Here is a 19,652-nt window from a genome sequence, read left to right on the forward strand (position 1 = left end):
AGCATCACTCTCTTTATTAATAGATTAAAGCCGAAGTCACTGGGAGTGACTTCGGGCATTCAATAAAATAAAACGGCTTAGAATCCACCCCACAGGGTAGCTATTGTGCCCGCCAGTAAGGCATAACCAATGGCAACAGGCATTGTTTTACGGATAATTTCTGACTCTCTACCTGCCATACCCACTACCGTTGCAGCGGCAACCACGTTCATTACGCACATCATGTTACCGGCGTTTGCACCGATACCTTGTAGTGCCAATACCAGTGTGTGGTTCATGCCAATATTGTCGGCCACGCTGTATTGTAGGCTGGAGAACATCATGTTTGAGAAGGTGGCGGAACCCGATAAGAAGGCACCAAAAATCCCCACGATAGGCGCCATCCAAGCCCACACTGCGCCCATGGAACCTGCCAACATATCCGCTAAAGCGACAGGCATTGAGGCAAGACCTGCACCATTAGCGCCTGAGTTTAAGAAGATTTTCACCATAGGCACTGATGCGCCTAATGAAATAATGGTTGGCAACATGGACTTACATGAAACACCGACCGTTTGCTGAATCGCAGGGCTTTTCATTTTGAACAGGAAGAAACCTAAAATACACACGGCAACAAAGAAGGCACCTGGTGCATATAAGGTTGCGAAGCTGGCTTTAAGCTCAGTGCCCATTAGGCCTGTCCAGCTGATGTTAAAGCTTGATAACCATGCTTTTAACGGTGCCACTGTACGCGACAGCACCAAAAGCGCAGCCATGATGATGTAAGGTGTCCAAGCGGCAATTTGGGAAAACTTAGCCGTTGTTTCGACTTTTCCGCTTTCTTGACTGTCATTCTCTGCGAAATCATTCCATGGTGTTTTAGGCAGTAAGTAGCCTTTACGCGCAACCGGGATCACTAAGGCCATACCGATCAATGAACCGATAACCGAAGGGAATTCTGGGCCTGCAAGGTAGTTGATGATCCATGCGGGGACGGTAAAGGCAAGACCTGAGAAAATCGCAAATTTCCAAATTGCTAAGCCTTCCTTAAAGGATTTATTGCGACCAAAGAATCCAGTTAGCATGGTCACCATTACGAGAGGAATTAATGAACCTGTGATTAAGTCGATAGTGATCATATGCATGACGATATATCGAGCATAACCAGCATAGTTACCCCCATGGGCAGCAAATTGCTCCGCCGCCATGCTCACGCCACCTTGGATCAGACCCTGTTCCATCCCAAAAAGTACGGGTAGGCCAATTGCACCGAAGGATACACAGGCCGAGTCAGCAATCAAAGCCACGACAGCTGCGGCAACGGGTGGTACACCAAGCAATACCAGTAGTGGTGCGCCAATGGCTGCGGGAGTACCAAAACCAGCACTACCTTCAATAAAGGCACCGAATAACCAACAGATGATGATGACTTGTACACGGGCATCGGCACTGATGTTAGTAAACCCAGCACGGATAGTGTCCATGGCACCTGAGTATTTCAGGGTATTGAGTAGGAATACGGCGCCAAAAATGATGGTTAACGGTGTGATGGCTGAGAGCAGTCCTTCGAGGACCGATGCCGCCAGTAATGTGGTATCCATTTGCCAAATAAACACGGCGGCGAGCGCTGTGATTATCATGGAGATAGGCATAGCCTTAGATGCAGGCATTCTGAGTAACACTAGAAATAGCATTACACTGAGCACTGGCGTCAAGCTAGCGAGGAGTTGAAGTATTGTCATGCTTGCCTCTTCATAAAGTGGTCTGTCTTATTATTGATATTAGGATTTTTCATCTGCCTTCATGTCGACTTCCCAGACCAATAAATCAGCAGTTAATACTGCAAGTACTTACGGTCTCGACATTCTGTGTTGTGTACTAGACGCTATTGTGAGCTTGACTAATATGATCTAGATCATCTTGGCTGTTATATGAAATGCTAATTTACAGTGCTGCGGGGTGCTTCTCTCGGGGGATTTTCTTATATGTGACAATGATCACTTAGACTGTTGGGTGTATATCTACTTTGGTTATATTAAATTAAATTTGTTGTTTTTCTGGTTATTAAAAGTAGAGCTATCACTCATATTCATCGTCATTATTGCAATTAACTGATCCATTTATTTCATTAATAGTCTGTTATTGGTTTTTTCAGTCATTTTTAAGGTGTGATTAAGGTCGCATAGATTGTTGTGGCTGGATTAACTCATTTACTTCTATTTTCATCAAGCTATTGTAATGCTTGCCTAATATTTCCATTTTGGAATGGTTTTTTATAGTGATCTAGAGCACGTTTTAAAATGGTGGGATTTTATTGTGATGGATATCACTTAATGAATTTTACTTTAATATGAAATTTAATAACCATTATTTAATTTAATTTAATTTCAGTTTATTTGAGCGAACAGCCAGCCAAAATATTCAAGTATATTGAGAGAACAACATAAAAGTTGAAATAAAAAGTGACCGCTTCTAATGGGTTAAGAGGGGAAATTGAGAGAACAGGGTGAAATTGAAGCAGAAATTTTAAGTAACAAAACTAAAAAATACTGTTTGAACTTTTATCAAACTGGTTAGTGTCATTAATGCTTAAACGTCATTAATGCGAATATTAGTTGTTTGTGAGAAGTGCTAAAAAGTTCACCAAAGACAGTGCAGGGGAAAAGATAAGGCTTTAATGGCAACCTTTTAGGTTAAATTTACAAAATAAAAAAGAGACGTGATATGTCTCTTTTATTGGTGATTTAGCCCAAAGATACAGACTTAAAACAACTTGCTGCCCCAGCCTAATTTGGTCCGCAGCACGTGGAAATAGTTGTGTCCTTTAGGATGAATAAGCCGTAAACGTTCAGAGCTGCGGCGAACTATAATTTCATCGCCGGGTAACACGGCTAAATGCACGTGGCCATCACAGCTGACTTCGAGGTTTTCGCCATTTTCAGGTGACACAACCATTTTTATCGTGCTGCACGCATCGACAACAATCGGGCGGCACGACAAAGTGTGCGGGAACATAGGTACTAAGATTAGGGCCTGTAAATTAGGCGTCAGGATAGCACCGCCAGCGGAGAGGGCGTAGGCCGTTGAACCGGTAGGCGTTGACACTATCATGCCGTCGGCACGTTGGCTGTACATGAACTGATCGTCAATATAGACCTCAAACTCAATCATGTGGGCAATTTTACCCGGATGGAGTACGGCTTCGTTGACGGCGGTGTTGCTCGCCTTGAGCATACCGTGGCGATAGACTTCGGCTTCGAGTAAGAATCTATGCTCGGTATCGAACTCTCCATCGAGTACCTTGGCGAGCGCCTCTTCGAAGGCATCGGGCGGCAGATCGGTTAAAAAGCCTAAATTGCCGCGGTTAACCCCAATCACGCCTAAATCGAAGCGGGCTAATACCCTTGCCGCGCCGAGCATGTTACCGTCACCACCGACGACTATGGCTAAGTCGCAACGCGCGCCAATTTCTAGTAAATCGACCGCTATGATATTGGGTCCTAATTCGGTAGCAACACGCTCTTCCACTAAGACTTCAAAGCCCTGCATTGTCAGCCAATAATGCAGACGCTTTAAGGTTTGGTTGGTCCCTTGGTGGTGAGGTTTGCCGATAAGGCCGATAGTATGAAACTTTGTGGTCATATTTATGCTAGATCTGGCCTTAGGCCTTGAAACGTCAAAATTGATCCCCATAATATGCCCAGAGTATTTCAGAAACAAAGCATTTTTAGCTGGAGTGAAAATGAGCAACGAATCGATTAAAGCAGAACAGGATCTGATCCAAGAGGGTGTAGAGTCTGAAGTATCTACCGCAGAAGCAAGTCTGATCGATGAGCTTACCCAGGCCAATTTCCGTATTGAAGAGCTGGAACAGTTACTCGCTGAAGCTTTGGCGAAAGTTGAAGAGCAGAAGGATTCAGTCATCCGCGCCGCAGCCGAGGTCGATAACATTCGTCGTCGTGCCGCAATGGATGTAGAAAAGGCGAACAAGTTTGCCTTGGAAAAGTTCGCCAATGAGCTTTTGCCTGTGCTTGATAACATGGAGCGCGCGCTAATGGGTACAAACCCAGAAGATGAAGCGACGAAAGCGATTTATCAAGGTGTTGAGTTAACTCAAAAAAGCTTACTCACTGCGGTGGCTAAATTTGGTGTTAAGCAAATTGATCCACAAGGTCAGTCATTTAACCCTGACCAACATCAAGCGATTGGCATGCAGCCAAGCGCCGAGTTCCCTGCGAACACTGTGATGTTGGTGATGCAAAAGGGTTATGAGCTGAACAGTCGCTTGCTGCGCCCTGCTATGGTGATGGTGTCACAGGGTGGCCCTAACCAAGAAAGCGCAACGATAGATATCGAAGCTTAAGCTTTATTGGATCAGCCGCTGTTATAAAAGACAGCAACAAAAAAGGACTGCAATTGCAGTCCTTTTTTTATGGGCGGAATTTTTTATTGATAACATTTAGCGTCTTAACGAGATAAGCAAGTTCAGCCTATTGCGCTAGATAAGCATTGATTTGCGCCAGTATGCCTTCGGCATCCAGTTGCAAGTCGTGGATGACTTCCTCTGGCGAGCCATGTTTAATGAACTCGTCTGGCAAACCAATTTGGAGTACGGCTTTAGGCATTTTTAGCTTTTGAAGCTGTTCAAGCACTCCGGCACCCGCACCGCCTATGATGGCATTTTCCTCCACAGTGACTAACACTTCATGGGTTAGTGCCATTTCTTTTACCAGATCAACATCAAGTGGTTTCACAAAGCGCATATCGACAACCGTCGCATCTAAGCTTTCGGCAGCGGTTAATGTCGATGCGAGCAAGGTACCAAAGTTAAGTATGGCAATACGCTTACCTATGCGCTTAATGACACCTTTACCAATTGGCAACGCAGTCATGGACTCGACTTGCATCGCTCCCGTGGCACTACCCCTTGGGTAACGCACCGCACTTGGGCCCGCATCATAGCAATAGCCTGTGTAGAGCATTTGACGACATTCGTTTTCATCGGACGGCGCCATGATCACCATATTAGGGATACAACGCATAAAACTTAAATCGAATGCACCTTGGTGGGTTGGACCATCGGCACCGACGATGCCGCCACGGTCAATGGCAAATAACACGGGTAATTGTTGTAGTGCGACATCGTGAATAAGCTGATCATAGGCGCGTTGCAGGAAGGTCGAGTAAATCGCGACTACAGGCTTGAAACCTTCGCAGGCAAAACCCGCCGCTAAGGTGACTGCATGCTGCTCGGCAATCGCTGCATCGAAATATTGTTTCGGGAAGCGCTGGGAAAACTCCACCATGCCAGAACCCTCACGCATCGCAGGAGTAATCGCTAACACTTTCTCATCTTGTTCGGCAATGTCGCACAACCATTTACCGAAGACTTGAGAAAAGGTCGGTAAACCGGGTTTGGTGGCCGGCTTTTTAAAGAGTGATGGGTCAAATTTAGGCACAGCATGCCAACCGATAGGATCTTTTTCAGCAGGTTCATAACCACGACCTTTTTTGGTCATGATGTGCAGCACCTGTGGACCTTTCAGATTACGCATATTGCGCATGGTCTCGACCAGAGCGTCTACGTCGTGGCCATCGATAGGACCTATGTAGTTGAAACCTAACTCTTCAAATAGAGTGCCAGGAACGACCATACCTTTGAGGTGTTCCTCAGTGCGCTTGGCCATTTCTTTGATGACAGGCATACCTTTCAACACTTTTTTGCCGCCTTCGCGCAGTGTGGTGTAGAAACGGCCTGACATCAGTTGTGCTAAATGATTGTTGAGGGCGCCGACATTTTCTGAAATCGACATTTCGTTGTCGTTCAGTACCACGAGCATGTCATTGTGCAAGTCGCCCGCGTGGTTCATGGCTTCAAACACCATGCCGCCGGTCATAGCGCCATCGCCGATGACAGCGACCACTTTACGACCTGCTTGTTCTTTTTCTGCAGCTATCGCCATCGCCAGCGCGGCGCTAATCGACGTGCCAGAATGGCCAACACTGAAAGTGTCGTATTCACTTTCTTCACGCCATGGGAAAGGATGTAAGCCATCTTTTTGCCGAATGGTGTGCATCTTGTCACGTCGACCCGTGAGAATTTTATGGGGGTAGGCTTGATGGCCTACGTCCCAGATCAGTCGATCAAAGGGGGTATTGTAGACATAGTGCAGTGCCACAGTGAGTTCTACTGTGCCGAGCCCAGAGGCAAAATGTCCGCTGGACATGCCAACAGACTTAAGAAGGAACTCGCGCAGTTCATCGGCTACTTGTGGTAAAAGTGCCTGAGGAAGCTGGCGGAGCTCATTGGGGGTGTTGGCCTGCGCCAACACGGGAAACTGAGAAATGTCCAAACTCATAGCGAGATACTTCGACTCTTATTATATTCTTCGCTCAATGATATAGCGGGCGAAGTCTGCAATTAACTGGCTATTGTATGGCAATTTAGCCAGCGCTGATAGTGCCTCTTGGATCAGTTGTTTGGCGGTGTCTTGTGCACCTTGTAGTCCAAGTAGTTGTGGAAACGTACTCTTATTCGATTCAGTATCAGAGCCTTGCGGTTTACCTAGCTCTTCGGTGGTGGCTACTATGTCAAGGATATCGTCTTGTACTTGGAAGGCGAGTCCTACCGCACGGGCAAAATCCATCATAGCAGCATACTGATCTTTTGGCGCGTTTGCGGCGATTAAAGCCAACTCAACAGCGCAGCTGATAAGGGCGCCAGTTTTCATATTATGTAGCTGAGTTAACGCTTTAAGATCAATATGTTTATCGGTCGAGGCTAAGTCTATCGCTTGGCCTCCACACATACCACGATAACCTGAGGCTTTAGCTAATACTCTTACCATAGCAATATGTTGTTCGCTGCTGATCCCTGGTACCGCTTCGGTGACAATTTCAAAGGCTAAGGTTTGCAGAGCATCCCCCGCTAAAATGGCCGTCGCTTCATCAAAGGCGATATGCACTGTCGGCTGGCCACGGCGGAGCTCGTCATCGTCCATGGCGGGTAAATCGTCGTGGATTAATGAATAAGCATGGATACATTCAATGGCTGCGGCGCAAGCATCTAACTTTTCAAGTTCGACCCCAAACATGCGCCCTACACTGTATACGAGGAACGGTCGAATGCGTTTCCCTCCCAATAAGGCACCGTAAGTCATAGCGGCTTTTAATTGGGGAGCGGTATCTTCAAGCGTACTAAAACGCTGTTTTAATTGATCATCAACTCGTTGTTGATATTCTTGAATGGTACTGACTAACACGCTTATTCGCCCTCAACGGCATAGGGGGATAGGGGCGCATTTTCGTCTTGTTTCAGTAAAATGGCCACTTTTTGTTGGGCTTGTTCGAGTTTTGCTTGGCTATTTCGAACGAGATTAATGCCACGTTCAAATTGTTTTAACGCGTCATCGAGGGAGATATCGCCTTGTTCTAGATCAGCAACGATGCGTTCAAGTTCGCCAAGGGATTCTTCAAAACTAAGATTTTCGGGTTTCTTCGCCACGTTCAGGTTTCCTTTGATTTAGCGGACACAAGGTATATCAGGGCGGCGTAAGGGTCAAATTCAGACTAAAGATATTTGCTCAATAGCACGCTTTGTTACTGAAATTTTTCCAGAAAATATAAATTGTCGCTAAACTTGCTTAGTGTGTGTCCGATAACTGACAATAGTATCATCATTTGTATGGTAATTTTTAACTGGATAAACAAGGCTCGTATGTGTGTCGGTGGGATTATCTTATTCGGTAGAATAACTGAGTGTTCTTGCTTACCCAGAGTAAGTATTATGTCGTTTATTACGAAAATTGAGGAGCCGTTGTGGATTTAGCAACAATAATCGGAATTGTGGGAGCCTTTGGTTTTATTCTCGGCGCTATGGTGACCAGTGGCGGCTTGATGATTTTCGTTGATGTGCCCTCGATCCTGATTGTGTTCGGTGGGTCCTTCTTCGTGGTAATGATGAAGTTCACTCTTAAACAGTTTTTAAGCGCCGTTAAAATTGCTTTGAAAGCTTTTGTATTTAAGATTGATAAACCAGAAGATTTGATTGAACAGTCAGTCACTATGGCGGATGCTGCCCGTAAAGGGGGGTTTTTGGCATTAGAAGAAGCGCAAATTAGCAATACTTTTATGCAAAAGGCTGTCGATATGTTAGTCGATGGTCATGATGGTGAAGTAGTGCGTGCAGCTCTAGAGAAGGATATCGCTCTAACGGAAGAACGTCATCGTACGGGGATTGGCATATTTAGAGCCTTTGGTGATGTTGGGCCAGCGATGGGGATGATAGGTACACTCGTTGGTCTCGTGGCCATGTTATCAAATATGGCGGATCCTAAATCTATTGGTCCTTCGATGGCCGTTGCGTTGTTAACCACATTATACGGCGCTATGGTCGCTAACATGGTTTGTCTTCCTATCGCGGATAAGCTAACGCTTAGGATGGGGGAGGAAATGCTCAATCGTAACCTTATTATGGATGCGGTATTGGCGATTCAAGACGGACAAAACCCGCGGGTGATTGAAGGCTTTTTGAAAAATTATCTCGCTGAAAAAAATCGTAAAATCGATACAACGGACGGAGAGTAGCCCATGGCTAAGTGCAATTGTCCACCGCCCGGAGCACCGCTCTGGTTGGCAACATTTGCCGACTTGATGTCGCTGTTGATGTGTTTCTTCGTATTGTTATTGTCATTTTCTGAAATGGACGTGATGAAGTTTAAGCAGATCGCGGGCTCAATGAAGTATGCCTTTGGTGTGCAAAATAAGGTGGAAGTTAAAGATATCCCGAAAGGGACTTCTGTCATTGCCTTAGAATTTAGACCCGGTCGCCCCGATCCGACTCCGATTGAAATCATTAACCAGCAAACGAATGAAATGACTGAACCTGTATTGGATTTCCAAGCGGGTGAAGACGATAGTGCTGGCGGCGTGCAGCAGCAAAATGGTTCTCAGCGGGGTGGCGAAGCGAGTGCTACGGCGCAAGAAGTGGCCGATGCGGTTAAAGCGGAAGCAGCAGCGGCGCAAGAAAAGATCAATCAGCAAGTGAAGAAGATGGCGCAGGAGCTCAATAAAGAGATCACCGATGGAGCGATTGAAATTGAGTCATTAGGTCAGCAGATTATTATTCGTATACGTGAGAAGGGGTCATTTGCTTCTGGCTCAGGTTTCTTACAGCCTCGATTTAAACCTGTGGTGCGCTCAGTCGGCGAATTGTTAAAAGATGTGCCAGGTGTCATCACAGTGTCAGGTTACACGGATGATATGCAAATAAGCGATGAGCTCTATAGTTCTAATTGGGATTTATCCAGCAAACGTGCCGTAGCAGTGGCCCATGAGTTAGTACAGGTCAGCGGCTTTGATTCTAATCGAATGAAAGTGGTTGGTATGGCGTCTAACAATCCGATTGTGCCTAACGATTCTCCGGAAAATCGTGCCCGTAACCGCAGGGTTGAAATTGCTATTGAGCAAGGTAAAGCGAAGGAGTCTGAAGAAATTCAGATCGGTAATTCGCCTTAAGTGTTTAGATACTCCCAATCTAAAGCCGCAATAATCTTGCGGCTTTTTTATCGAGCTAATGTGGACTTTTCCCTTTTTAGTTAACGTGTTATGCATCAAATCGCTGTGGTTGATTTAAATCCATTTGGGCTTTACGTTAATCACATTGAGTGTGTAATCCCTAAGTTTCCTTAACCATCCCTCAACGACTTATTGTTAATGATTCATCTCAAATCACTTATTTTAAGCAGAGCAATTCAAACCACTCGAATAGGCTTTAGTAACATTATTTCAGCCTAATTAGCTGCCGTGATTTAGTCATTAATACGCAATGAATACGCCACAAATATGGCCTGTGTCGCTGTTGGCTATGTGCGCTGAAACTCGCCTTTTTAGGTTGCTTGGGTATATAATCCCCCGATTATTCTTTTAACCAATTTTGCTGTTTTAAAATTGCCCGCGGAAATCCCATGAAGTTTATTGTAAAGCTGTATCCAGAAATCATGATGAAGAGCAAGCCTGTACGCATGCGCTTCACCAAAATGCTCGAAACTAACATCCGTAATGTGCTTAAAAAAGTTGACGAAGATGCAAAAGTGCAGCGTCAATGGGACCGCATTATGGTGATGGTACCAAAGGATAAGCCTGAATTGGCACAAGCTTTCGGTGAGCGTCTGGCGTGTATTCCTGGCATTGCACACGTAGTGCAAGTGGATGAGTACAGCTTTGAATCTGTTGATGATATTTATCAGCAAGTCTTGCCTGTTTACCGTGACCAACTCGCGGGTAAAACCTTCTGCGTGCGAGTAAAGCGTACTGGCGATCATGATTTTAATTCTATTGAAGTTGAGCGTTATGTCGGTGGTGGCTTAAACCAGTTTACAGATGCGCTGGGCGTGCGTTTAAAGAATCCGGACATTACCGTTAATTTAGAGATTGAGCGCGATAATCTTTATATGGTGACTAAGCGTATTGAAGGTCTAGGCGGTTTTCCGATGGCAACACAGGAAGATGTATTGTCCTTGATTTCGGGTGGTTTTGACTCTGGCGTCTCTAGCTATCAATTTATCAAAAAAGGCGCTCGTACCCACTTCTGCTTCTTCAATCTGGGCGGTGCACAGCACGAAATTGGTGTTAAACAAGTGGCTTACCATTTGTGGAAAACCTACGGTGAATCCCACAAAGTGAAGTTTATCTCTGTGCCTTTTGAGCCTGTGGTTGCTGAGATTTTAGAGCGTATCGATAACGGTCAAATGGGCGTTGTATTGAAACGCATGATGATGCGTACCGCGGCGCGTATCGCCGAGCGTATGGGCATTCAAGCCTTAGTTACCGGTGAAAGTTTAGGCCAAGTGTCTAGCCAGACCCTGACCAACTTAAACGTCATCGACCGTTGTACTGAGTTATTGATTCTACGTCCCTTAATCGCCATGGATAAGCAAGACATTATCAACGAGAGCCGTAAAATCGGCACCGAAGATTTTGCTAAATCAATGCCTGAATATTGCGGCGTAATTTCGCAAAAGCCGACGGTAAAAGCGGTATTAGCTAAGGTTGAAGCGGAAGAGAAAAAGTTCTCTGAGGATTTGATTGATCAGATCATCGCCCAATCTGTCACTATCGATATCAGGGAGATCGCAGAACAAATGGATACTCGGATTACTGAGACAGAAACAGTTGCCAGTATCGATACCAACCAAGTGGTCATTGATATTCGTGCCCCTGAAGAAGAGGAAAGCAAACCGCTGCAAATTGAAGGTATTGAGATAAAGCGCATCCCATTCTTCAAGTTAGCGACTCAGTTTGCCGATCTCGATAAGCAAAAGACTTATTTGCTCTATTGTGAGCGTGGGGTGATGAGTAAATTGCAGGCATTGTATTTAATCGAGCAAGGTTACACGAACGTGAAAGTGTATCGTCCATAAGTCGGGCGAAAACCTGCCCATTGCCGTATATCGTCAGTGGGATTGATTTGCTATTCAAGTACAAAAAAGCCGCATATTAATGCGGCTTTTTCTTTGCTCTTACTGATCGTGACCTGAATTTCAATGTCGTTTAGGTTATTCGGCTTTAACGACTTGCTGATGAGATGCGACATCGTCAGTGGCAATCAACAGAGTGGCTTCTTGTAGCACTTCTTGGTGCATTTTATTCATTGCAGCGGTTAAATCTGCAGTGATATTGGCTTGCAAGTCGCTTGTGTCGATGACGATTTCGTCAACGAGTACATTTGCACTGGCATTAAAGCTGAGTGCTGAGACTAATATTAACGCAAATGCCGATTTTAAATTGAACATAGTCGCCTCCGGGCTGACAAATTAACGCTGTCAGACATTCCCATCATCAACTTTGAGATTGTCTAACTTAGGTATTTCATAGCTATGGATGTTTCATCGCTATTGGTGTTTCGTTGATAAGCTGTTTCATTGGCGCAAAATTTAACCAAAAATGCTGGCCTTTACAAACGATTAAATGTAACAATACGGATTAGAAAAACTAATTAAAAAACGAGACTGAGATCACTATGTCGAGACGATTACCACCGCTTAATGCGGTTAAAGCTTTTGAGGCAGCCGCGCGGCATTTGAGCTTTACGCGGGCAGCGGAAGAATTGTTTGTTACACAGGCTGCGGTGAGCCATCAAATAAAGGCATTAGAAGATTTCCTCGGATTAAAATTATTTCGTCGAAAGAACCGTTCTTTGCTATTAACTGAAGAAGGGCAGAGCTATTTTCTCGACATCAAAGATATCTTTATTCAGCTTGCCGATGCTACCGACAGATTACTCGCCCGTAGTGCGATTGGTTCGCTGACGGTCAGTATGTCCCCCAGTTTTGCGATTCAATGGCTAGTGCCACGCTTGGCTAAATTCAGTGAGAAAAATCCCGATATCGATGTGCGAATTAAGGCCGTTGATACCGAAGCGAGTTCATTAACCGATGATGTGGATGTGGCTATTTATTATGGCTTAGGTAATTGGCCTGGGCTACGTGCAGATAAGCTCAGAAACGAAGTGCTTATTCCCGTGTGTTCGCCCATGTTGCTCAACGGTCCTAAACCACTCTCAAAACCGAGCGATTTAAAGTATCACACGCTATTACATGATATGAATCGTCACGATTGGCAGGCGTGGTTTAGGCAATGTGGCATTACCGATATTAATGTGAATCAAGGACCTATTTTCAGTCATTCGTCTTTGGTATTGCAGGCGGCGGCCCACGGTCAAGGGGTTGCTCTGGGTTACAGCGTGCTGGCTCGCCCCGATATCAAAGCTGGGCGACTTGTGTGCCCATTTCAAGAAGTCTTGGTCAGTAAAGATGCTTACTACTTAGTTTGCCAGCAAAACCATGCTGAGCTGGGTAAAGTGGTGGCGTTTCGTGAATGGATGTTAGACATGTTTGCCGAGGAGTCTCGCAGTGAGTTGTTGCCCGGATAAGCCGAGTTATGTATTAGAAGGGGAGCCTGCGAGTACTTTGATTTTATTGGCCCACGGTGCGGGTGCTAACATGGATTCTGATTTTATGCAGGCCATGTCGGCGGGATTCGTTGCTCAGGGCTTCCGAGTGATGCGCTTTAATTTTCCTTATATGCAGGCGAATGCAGTCGATGGCAAATGGCGTCCACCGGACCGTGCGCCTAAATTGCTCGCGTGTTTTACACAGATGCTCGATATCGCCCACTCACAACCACAAGTTGAACGTGTGGTGTTAATGGGGAAATCTATGGGCGGTCGTATGGCGGCCCTATTAGCCTGCGATCCTGCATTAGCGGCGCGCATCGATAGGGTGATTTGTTTAGGTTATCCTTTTGTGCCACTCAAAGGCGGCGAGCCTAGATTGGAACCTTTGAATGAATGCCAAGTCCCAGTATTAGTCGTACAGGGGGAGCGGGATAAGTTTGGTGGCAAAGCGCAGATCCCAAGCTGGCCCTTGAAAGCTGAGATAGGATTGGCTTGGATAACCGACGGCGATCATAGTTTTGTCCCAAGAAAGTCGTCAGGCACCAGTGAAGCCGCTAACCTTGCACGTGCTATTGATTTATCAAGTGATTTTATTCGTGAGCTTGATGTTGAGCGAATAAATGTTGAATGAGTTAATCCCATTCCAGCAGGAGCGTTAAATGCGTAAAGGTTTATTGTTACTCGCCGCCGTGAGCGGATTCTTAGCCGTCGCTTTAGGGGCTTTTGGTGCCCATGGTTTAAAAGCGGTCGCGCCACCAAACTTAATTGAAGTCTTTAACTTAGGCGTGCAATATCATTTCTACCATACCTTTGCCCTCGTCATGGTTGCCTTCTCGGGCCAATGGTTAACCTCGCGTTTACTGGACTGGTCGGCATATCTCTTTGTCGCAGGCATAGTACTATTTTCGGGCTCACTATATGGACTGGCCTTGTTTGGGACTAAGTGGTTAGGTCCTATTACGCCTATGGGTGGTGGTTGTTTCTTACTCGGTTGGTTATTATTTGCCGCCGCGGTATGGCGTCACAAAGTTATCGATGGTCATGAGTCTTAATCGCTGATGCTTATGTGAGTTAATAGGCTTAGGGTGCACCTAAGCCTTTTTTATTTCTCTAATCGCAATTCAAGGTTCAGCAGTAGGCAAATAGGGCATTTGTGGATTGAAATTGGTATACTGGCGCCCAAATCGATAGTCAGCCAATGCTTTGGCTTGGATTTCTCAGGGATCCCCATGAAAAACCTATTTTTATTTTGCCGCGCAGGCTTTGAAAAAGAATGCGCTGCAGAAATCCAACAGCGAGCCGGTGAGCTCAATGTGGGTGGCTTTGTTAAGGCCAACAATAACGACGCTTATGTTGTATACCAATGTTTTGAAGACGACGCTGCCGATACGTTAGTCAAACAACTACCTTTAGACTCGCTCATTTTCGCCCGCCAGATGTTTGCTGCTAGCGACTTGTTAGTCGACTTGCCTGAAAATGACAGAATAAGCCCAATCGTTGCGGCGCTCAGTGACGTCAGCAAAGCGGGTGAAGTGCGGGTTGAAACACCTGACACTAACGAAGCGAAAGAGCTCTCGGCTTTTTGCCGTAAGTTCACTGTGCCTTTACGCCAGCATTTGAAAAAATCGGGCAGTTTGCTCGCGCAGGAAAATCCCAAACGTCCGATTATCCACGTGTGTTTTATTGGACCCGGCCGTGCCTATGTGGGTTATTCCTACAGTAATAACAGTTCGCCACATTTTATGGGCATTCCACGCCTTAAAATGGCGGCGGATGCACCGAGTCGTTCTAGTTTGAAACTCGACGAAGCCTTTGGCCAATTCGTGCCTAAGGAAGAGCAAGAAGAGCGTATTCGCAGTGGCATGAACTCAGTGGATTTGGGCGCTTGCCCTGGTGGCTGGACTTATCAACTGGTGCGTCGCGGCATGTTTGTGTCGGCAGTTGATAATGGCCCTATGGATGAAAAACTGATGGAAACGGGCCAAGTGAAACATTACCGTGAAGACGGTTTCCGTTTCGAACCGCAACGTAAAAATATCTATTGGCTGGTGTGCGACATGGTTGAGAAACCTGCGCGTGTTGCCGAACTGATTGAAGCTTGGGCGATTAACGGTTGGTTTAAGGAAGCGATTTTTAACCTTAAATTACCGATGAAGAGCCGTTATAAAGAAGTGACAGCTATCCTTGAGACAATGCAGACGATTCTTAAAGAGAATGGTGTGACCGATTTTAAAATACAGTGTAAGCATCTTTATCACGACCGTGATGAAGTGACAGTGCATTTATGGCTACGTCCTAATACCGCGTGGAATTAATTGCTGCGCTAACCCTGCGGTGATCTTGTTGTCGCTAGAATGGTAATAGTCATGCGGGTTTAAAGCCACGCAGGTTTAAAAGCTAGATAACAAAAAGCCCCAAAGGAAACTTTGGGGCTTTTTTGTGTTTACTCATTTGAGTTTCAAGCGCTTGCTTCTTTATAAGCTTTTGCTTGAACACGCGCGTTATAGGCTCGTCTTAAACGCGCTCAGCATTGAGATCACAGACGCTCAAGCACCGCTTGCGTGAAGTCAGTCGTGCCGTGAGTGCCGCCTAAATCGCGAGTCGTACGGTCGCCTTCTTCGATCACTGCTGATACCGCTTTACGGATTTGCTCAGCTTTGTCAGCCATACCTAAGTATTCTAGCATTTGGATAGACGCTAAAATCACTGAGGTTGGGTTTGCGAGGTTTTTGCCAGCGATATCAGGCGCACTACCGTGAACGGCTTCGAAAATCGCAGCATCACGGCCAATGTTTGCACCTGGCGCCATACCTAAACCACCCACTAAACCAGCACACAGATCCGATAAAATGTCACCGAATAGGTTAGTCGTTACGATCACATCGAAGTTTTCTGGGTTCATAACTAACTTCATGCACGTTGCATCGACGATCATTTCTTCTGTTTTGATGTCTGGGTAACGTAGGCTCACTTCGCGGGCCACTTTCAGGAACAGGCCAGAAGTTGACTTCATAATGTTGGCTTTGTGTACAATAGTGACTTTCTTACGGTTTTCTTTGCGAGCTAGTTCGTAGGCGAAAGTGGCGATTTGCTCAGCACCTTGGCGAGTGACGATACTGGTTGCTTCTGCCGTTAAACCATCTTCAGACACTTTTTGACCATGGCCAGAATACATGCCTTCGGTGTTTTCACGTACTGTGATGATATCGATATTTTCGTAACGGGCTTGGGTACCTTTGAAAGACAGTACTGGGCGTACGTTAGCATACAGACCGAATTTCTTGCGCAAGGTTACGTTGATAGAAGTAAAGCCTTCACCAACGGGAGTCGTCAGCGGCCCTTTCAGCGTGATACGGTTTTTTTCAATGAGTTCTAAAGTGCGAGCTGGCAGTAACTCGCCTTGCTTTTCAAGTGCAGTCAGGCCGGCATCGGCAAATTCATATTCAAAATCACAGCCCGCTTTATCAAGAATTTTTAAGGCTGAATCAATAATACTTGGGCCAATTCCATCACCTGGAATTACGGTTATCGTTCTTTTTGACATGGAGAAGTCCTTCCACGGTTCGTCGTTACTGCAATTGTCTGCCCCAGTGCTAACTGGATAGCAGGACTATGAATTTGGTATTTTTTCTGCCTATTATTTTAACCATCTTTGGTCAAACTTCACAGGAAATAGTGAGCAATATCACGATTTTTTATGTGGTATAACTTGTAAAAATACTGGGTTCTCACCATGATGGAGAGCCAATGGTTAAAAAAGTCTACTTTAGTCTAACAAATATATAAAAGAGGAAGACATTGAAGTTAATCCCTATCACATCTCTGGTTTTGTTATCCCTTGGAATATTGCCAGCAGTGCAGGCTGAAACCAGCACTAAACCGCTCACCCTAACAGACATTATGCATTTTGAATCCCTTGAAAAGCCGGTTATTGCAGACAAGGGGCAAGTCATCGCGGTCGAGTCTGCGCCCGATCGCGGGGATAGTCACGTCATTGTGAAAAATGTCCTGTCGCAGCAAAGCTATCAAATTGCGGGTGGGTCAGATCCTTTAGTGAGTCACGATGGCCGCTTTGTGGCTGTGGTGGTCAAACCGAGTTTGCTCACGCGGGAAACGAGTGATGCCAAGGCGAAGAAAAAACTCAAATCTGACATGGTATTACTCGATACCCAAACGGGCACTCAAACCCGCTTTGAGCGCGTGAAGGAATTCGTGTTCAGTGATGACGGTAAGCATTTGGCGATTTGGTTTGAGGCTGATGAAGAGTCCAAAAAAGATGCTGAGCCTAAAGCCAGCGAAAAACTCGCTGAAGCAGGCACACAAACCCCAGCGAAAGCGGATAAGCCAAAGGTTGATAAGTTTGACCAAGGCCGCCGTTTTAGTTTGATCAGTTTAGACGATCAAACTAAGCGCATCGATGTTGAGCAAGTGACAGGTTATGTGTTTGATAAGGCGAGCCGCCGACTTGCGTTAGCGGTGAATGATATCGCCAATAAACAGCATCAATTGCAATTAGTGGATTTACATACCCACCAAAAAACTGTCGTTTTTGATTCGCCTAGCCAACAGGTTGGTGCGTTAGCGCTGGCTAAAAATGGTCGTTGGCTGGCGTTTACGCAGGGCAAAGATAGCGAGTTGCCCTATGGTCGAAGCTATCAGTTATCGCTGGTCGATTTGCAATCGGGTAAAATCAGCAAAACTCCTGAGTCACCTGAGTGGAAACTTAATCGCCACACAAGTTTAAGCTTCTCATTGGACAGCGAACGGCTGTTCTTCGGCCGTGTGCCAGAGGTGAGTCAGCTGCTCAGTTTGCAGAAAATCACCGAAGAAAATGACCTGTTCGATACAAATATTGTCACCGGACAGCGTGGGCTTAAGGTGTGGCATGGGGATGATCCTCGTATTAAGCCTAATGAAATCAAGCAATATGAGGATGAGCAAAAACGCACTTACCTTGCGGTATTGCATGTAGGTTCGAACAACGTGGTGCAGCTTGGCGATAAAACTGTTCCAGATGTGACGATTTCACAACATAAACGCTTTATGTTGGCCAGTTCAGATTTGCCCTATCGCAAGATGGCGACGTGGGCAGGGTTCTACCAAGATTATTATCTGGTCGATATTAATACTGGCAGTAAAGTGCCATTTTTGACACAACAGCCGAGTGATGCCGAGCCTACGCTGTCGGGAAATGGCAAGTATGTGGCTTATTATCAGCAAGGTAATGTGTATCTCTATGATATTGCACAGGATCGTCGTACTAATCTTACAAAATCCCTAAAGGTCAGTTTTGCCGATGAAGACCACGATTATCCATCCAGTGCTCCAGGATATGGTTTTGGTCCTTGGCTTAAAAATGATGTGGGTTTCTTGGTTTACGACAAATACGATGTTTGGCAGTTTAATACCGAATCTAAGGCGGGTTTTGCCTTAACCGCAGGTAAAGGGCGTACCCAGAAAATTCAATATCGCCTTGAGGGCTTAGTCGATAATCCCGATGAGCCGGTAGAGCTTGCCTATAACGGCACTGTGTTACTCCACGGTTATAGTGATAAAACCAAGGCCGATGGTTTTTATCAAGCCACCTTGGGCGAAGCAGGCGTGAAGACGTTGATGCAAGGTGAGTATAAGCTGACAGTATTGGGACGCAGTAAAGACGCCGATACTATAGTGTTTTCTAAGGAACGTTTTGACTTATTCCCTGACTTGTATACGGCCAGCTATAGCGCACCGCAAAATGCAGTTAAGCAAACCGATTTAGATAAGCAGCGTCAAGCCTTCAACTGGAGCCAATCCGAGTTAGTTCACTGGACAAATGGCGATGGTAAACCGTTAGATGGCGTGCTGATCAAGCCGACGAATTATCAAGCGGGTAAGCGCTATCCTGTACTGGTTTATTACTATCGCTTTATGACGGATAGACTGCATGCCTTCCCGCAGATGAACATTAACCACAGACCTAACTTTGCTTGGTACATCAATAATGGCTATGCGGTGTTCCTACCGGACATTCGCTTTGAAATTGGTTACCCAGGGGCGAGTTCAGTACAAGCGCTCACGTCTGGCGTGCAAAAGCTGATTGAGATAGGAATTGCTGATCCCGATGCTATTGGTTTGCAAGGTCATTCTTGGAGTGGCTATCAAACGGCGTTTGCCATTACTCAAACTAAGATGTTTAAGGCGGCGGTTGCAGGTGCTCCAGTATCGAACATGACCAGTGCCTATAGCGGTATTCGCCACGGCACAGGTATTGCGCGTCAGTTCCAATATGAAACCGGACAGAGTCGTATTGGGGCAAGTTTGTTTGCCGCGCCGCAAAAGTACATTGAAAATTCGCCAGTATTTTATGCTGACCGTATTCAAACGCCTTTGATGATCATGTTTGGTGATAAGGACGATGCAGTGCCTTGGGAACAAGGTGTTGAAATGTACTTAGCCATGCGCCGTGCGGGTAAAGAGGTGGTGTTCTTGCAATACGAGGATGAGCCGCATCACTTGAAAAAGTACCCGAACAAGCTCGATTACAGCATTCGCATGATGCAATATTTCGACCATTATCTGAAGGGAAAACCTGCGCCAGAATGGCTCAGCAAAGGTGAAGCCTATGTCGAGTATAAGGCCGATGATGAATAGGCAATTGGCTTAGTTGTTTTACAATTGAGCCAATTCGTTGATTGTCAAAATAAAAACGCCACCGAATCGGTGGCGTTTTTATTTA

General features: G+C 45.7%; 16 protein-coding genes. 9 read left to right on the top strand and 7 right to left on the bottom strand.

Features of this window, described 5'->3' with window-relative positions; genetic code table 11:
• Positions 1-77: 77 nt before the first annotated feature.
• Both L5M40_RS13390 and nadK read right to left on the bottom strand, forming a co-directional pair.
• Positions 78-1,721 carry an L-lactate permease gene (locus tag L5M40_RS13390; protein ID WP_049821741.1) on the bottom strand — a complete coding sequence of 548 codons (1,644 nt, stop codon included), beginning with the start codon at positions 1,719-1,721 and terminating at the stop codon, positions 78-80.
• A 1,021-nt stretch (positions 1,722-2,742) separates the two neighbouring features.
• Complete coding sequence (gene nadK, locus L5M40_RS13395) at positions 2,743-3,621, bottom strand: NAD(+) kinase (RefSeq protein ID WP_081729057.1); 879 nt, start codon at positions 3,619-3,621, stop codon at positions 2,743-2,745.
• A gap of 100 nt (positions 3,622-3,721) precedes the next feature.
• Here nadK and grpE point away from each other — a divergent pair, with 100 nt between their 5' ends.
• The gene (gene grpE / locus L5M40_RS13400; RefSeq protein WP_028760692.1) at positions 3,722-4,342 is read left to right on the top strand and encodes a nucleotide exchange factor GrpE; all 621 of its coding nucleotides are present in this window, start codon (positions 3,722-3,724) and stop codon (positions 4,340-4,342) included.
• Between the two features lie 127 nt (positions 4,343-4,469).
• Here the strand turns inward: grpE and dxs are convergent, their stop codons facing one another.
• Genes dxs through xseB form a run of 3 tightly spaced genes read right to left on the bottom strand, consistent with a single transcriptional unit; the run spans position 4,470 to position 7,483 of the window.
• Positions 4,470-6,338 carry a 1-deoxy-D-xylulose-5-phosphate synthase gene (gene dxs / locus L5M40_RS13405; RefSeq protein WP_263177308.1) on the bottom strand — a complete coding sequence of 623 codons (1,869 nt, stop codon included), beginning with the start codon at positions 6,336-6,338 and terminating at the stop codon, positions 4,470-4,472.
• Between the two features lie 21 nt (positions 6,339-6,359).
• Positions 6,360-7,241 (bottom strand): (2E,6E)-farnesyl diphosphate synthase, encoded by an 882-nt coding sequence (gene ispA / locus L5M40_RS13410; protein ID WP_028760690.1) that lies wholly within the window; start codon positions 7,239-7,241, stop codon positions 6,360-6,362.
• 2 nt (positions 7,242-7,243) lie between these two features.
• Positions 7,244-7,483 (bottom strand): exodeoxyribonuclease VII small subunit, encoded by a 240-nt coding sequence (gene xseB / locus L5M40_RS13415; RefSeq protein ID WP_006080884.1) that lies wholly within the window; start codon positions 7,481-7,483, stop codon positions 7,244-7,246.
• 314 nt (positions 7,484-7,797) lie between these two features.
• Between xseB and pomA the strand changes: the two genes are divergently transcribed.
• From pomA to thiI, 3 genes are all read left to right on the top strand, one after another.
• Positions 7,798-8,565 carry a flagellar motor protein PomA gene (pomA, locus tag L5M40_RS13420; protein WP_173497062.1) on the top strand — a complete coding sequence of 256 codons (768 nt, stop codon included), beginning with the start codon at positions 7,798-7,800 and terminating at the stop codon, positions 8,563-8,565.
• Between the two features lie 3 nt (positions 8,566-8,568).
• Positions 8,569-9,495, top strand: a complete 927-nt coding sequence (locus L5M40_RS13425) for a flagellar motor protein MotB (protein WP_113941028.1) — start codon at positions 8,569-8,571, stop codon at positions 9,493-9,495.
• A 449-nt stretch (positions 9,496-9,944) separates the two neighbouring features.
• Positions 9,945-11,399, top strand: a complete 1,455-nt coding sequence (gene thiI / locus L5M40_RS13430) for a tRNA uracil 4-sulfurtransferase ThiI (protein WP_263177309.1) — start codon at positions 9,945-9,947, stop codon at positions 11,397-11,399.
• Positions 11,400-11,534: 135 nt separating this feature from the next.
• Here the strand turns inward: thiI and L5M40_RS13435 are convergent, their stop codons facing one another.
• The gene (locus L5M40_RS13435; protein ID WP_028760686.1) at positions 11,535-11,771 is read right to left on the bottom strand and encodes a hypothetical protein; all 237 of its coding nucleotides are present in this window, start codon (positions 11,769-11,771) and stop codon (positions 11,535-11,537) included.
• Between the two features lie 227 nt (positions 11,772-11,998).
• Here L5M40_RS13435 and L5M40_RS13440 point away from each other — a divergent pair, with 227 nt between their 5' ends.
• From L5M40_RS13440 to rlmM, 4 genes are all read left to right on the top strand, one after another.
• Positions 11,999-12,910, top strand: a complete 912-nt coding sequence (locus tag L5M40_RS13440) for a transcriptional regulator GcvA (protein WP_105249769.1) — start codon at positions 11,999-12,001, stop codon at positions 12,908-12,910.
• A complete protein-coding gene (locus L5M40_RS13445) occupies positions 12,891-13,565 on the top strand; it encodes an alpha/beta family hydrolase (protein ID WP_173497064.1) in 675 nt (224 codons plus the stop codon). Before L5M40_RS13440 ends, L5M40_RS13445 begins: the two co-directional genes overlap by 20 nt.
• Before the next feature lie 28 nt (positions 13,566-13,593).
• Positions 13,594-13,986, top strand: a complete 393-nt coding sequence (locus tag L5M40_RS13450; RefSeq protein ID WP_173497065.1) for a DUF423 domain-containing protein — start codon at positions 13,594-13,596, stop codon at positions 13,984-13,986.
• Positions 13,987-14,163: 177 nt separating this feature from the next.
• Positions 14,164-15,249 (top strand): 23S rRNA (cytidine(2498)-2'-O)-methyltransferase RlmM, encoded by a 1,086-nt coding sequence (rlmM, locus tag L5M40_RS13455; RefSeq protein ID WP_263145067.1) that lies wholly within the window; start codon positions 14,164-14,166, stop codon positions 15,247-15,249.
• A 221-nt stretch (positions 15,250-15,470) separates the two neighbouring features.
• On the opposite strand, the gene L5M40_RS13460 is transcribed toward rlmM, so the two are convergent.
• Positions 15,471-16,478, bottom strand: a complete 1,008-nt coding sequence (locus tag L5M40_RS13460) for an isocitrate dehydrogenase (protein WP_113941031.1) — start codon at positions 16,476-16,478, stop codon at positions 15,471-15,473.
• A 254-nt stretch (positions 16,479-16,732) separates the two neighbouring features.
• On the opposite strand from L5M40_RS13460, the gene L5M40_RS13465 reads away from it, so the two are divergent.
• The gene (locus L5M40_RS13465; RefSeq protein ID WP_263177310.1) at positions 16,733-19,567 is read left to right on the top strand and encodes a prolyl oligopeptidase family serine peptidase; all 2,835 of its coding nucleotides are present in this window, start codon (positions 16,733-16,735) and stop codon (positions 19,565-19,567) included.
• The last annotated feature ends 85 nt before the right edge of the window (positions 19,568-19,652 follow it).

Origin of the sequence: Shewanella sp. SM68, assembly GCF_025653925.1 — a bacterium.
Taxonomy (GTDB): domain Bacteria; phylum Pseudomonadota; class Gammaproteobacteria; order Enterobacterales; family Shewanellaceae; genus Shewanella; species Shewanella oncorhynchi.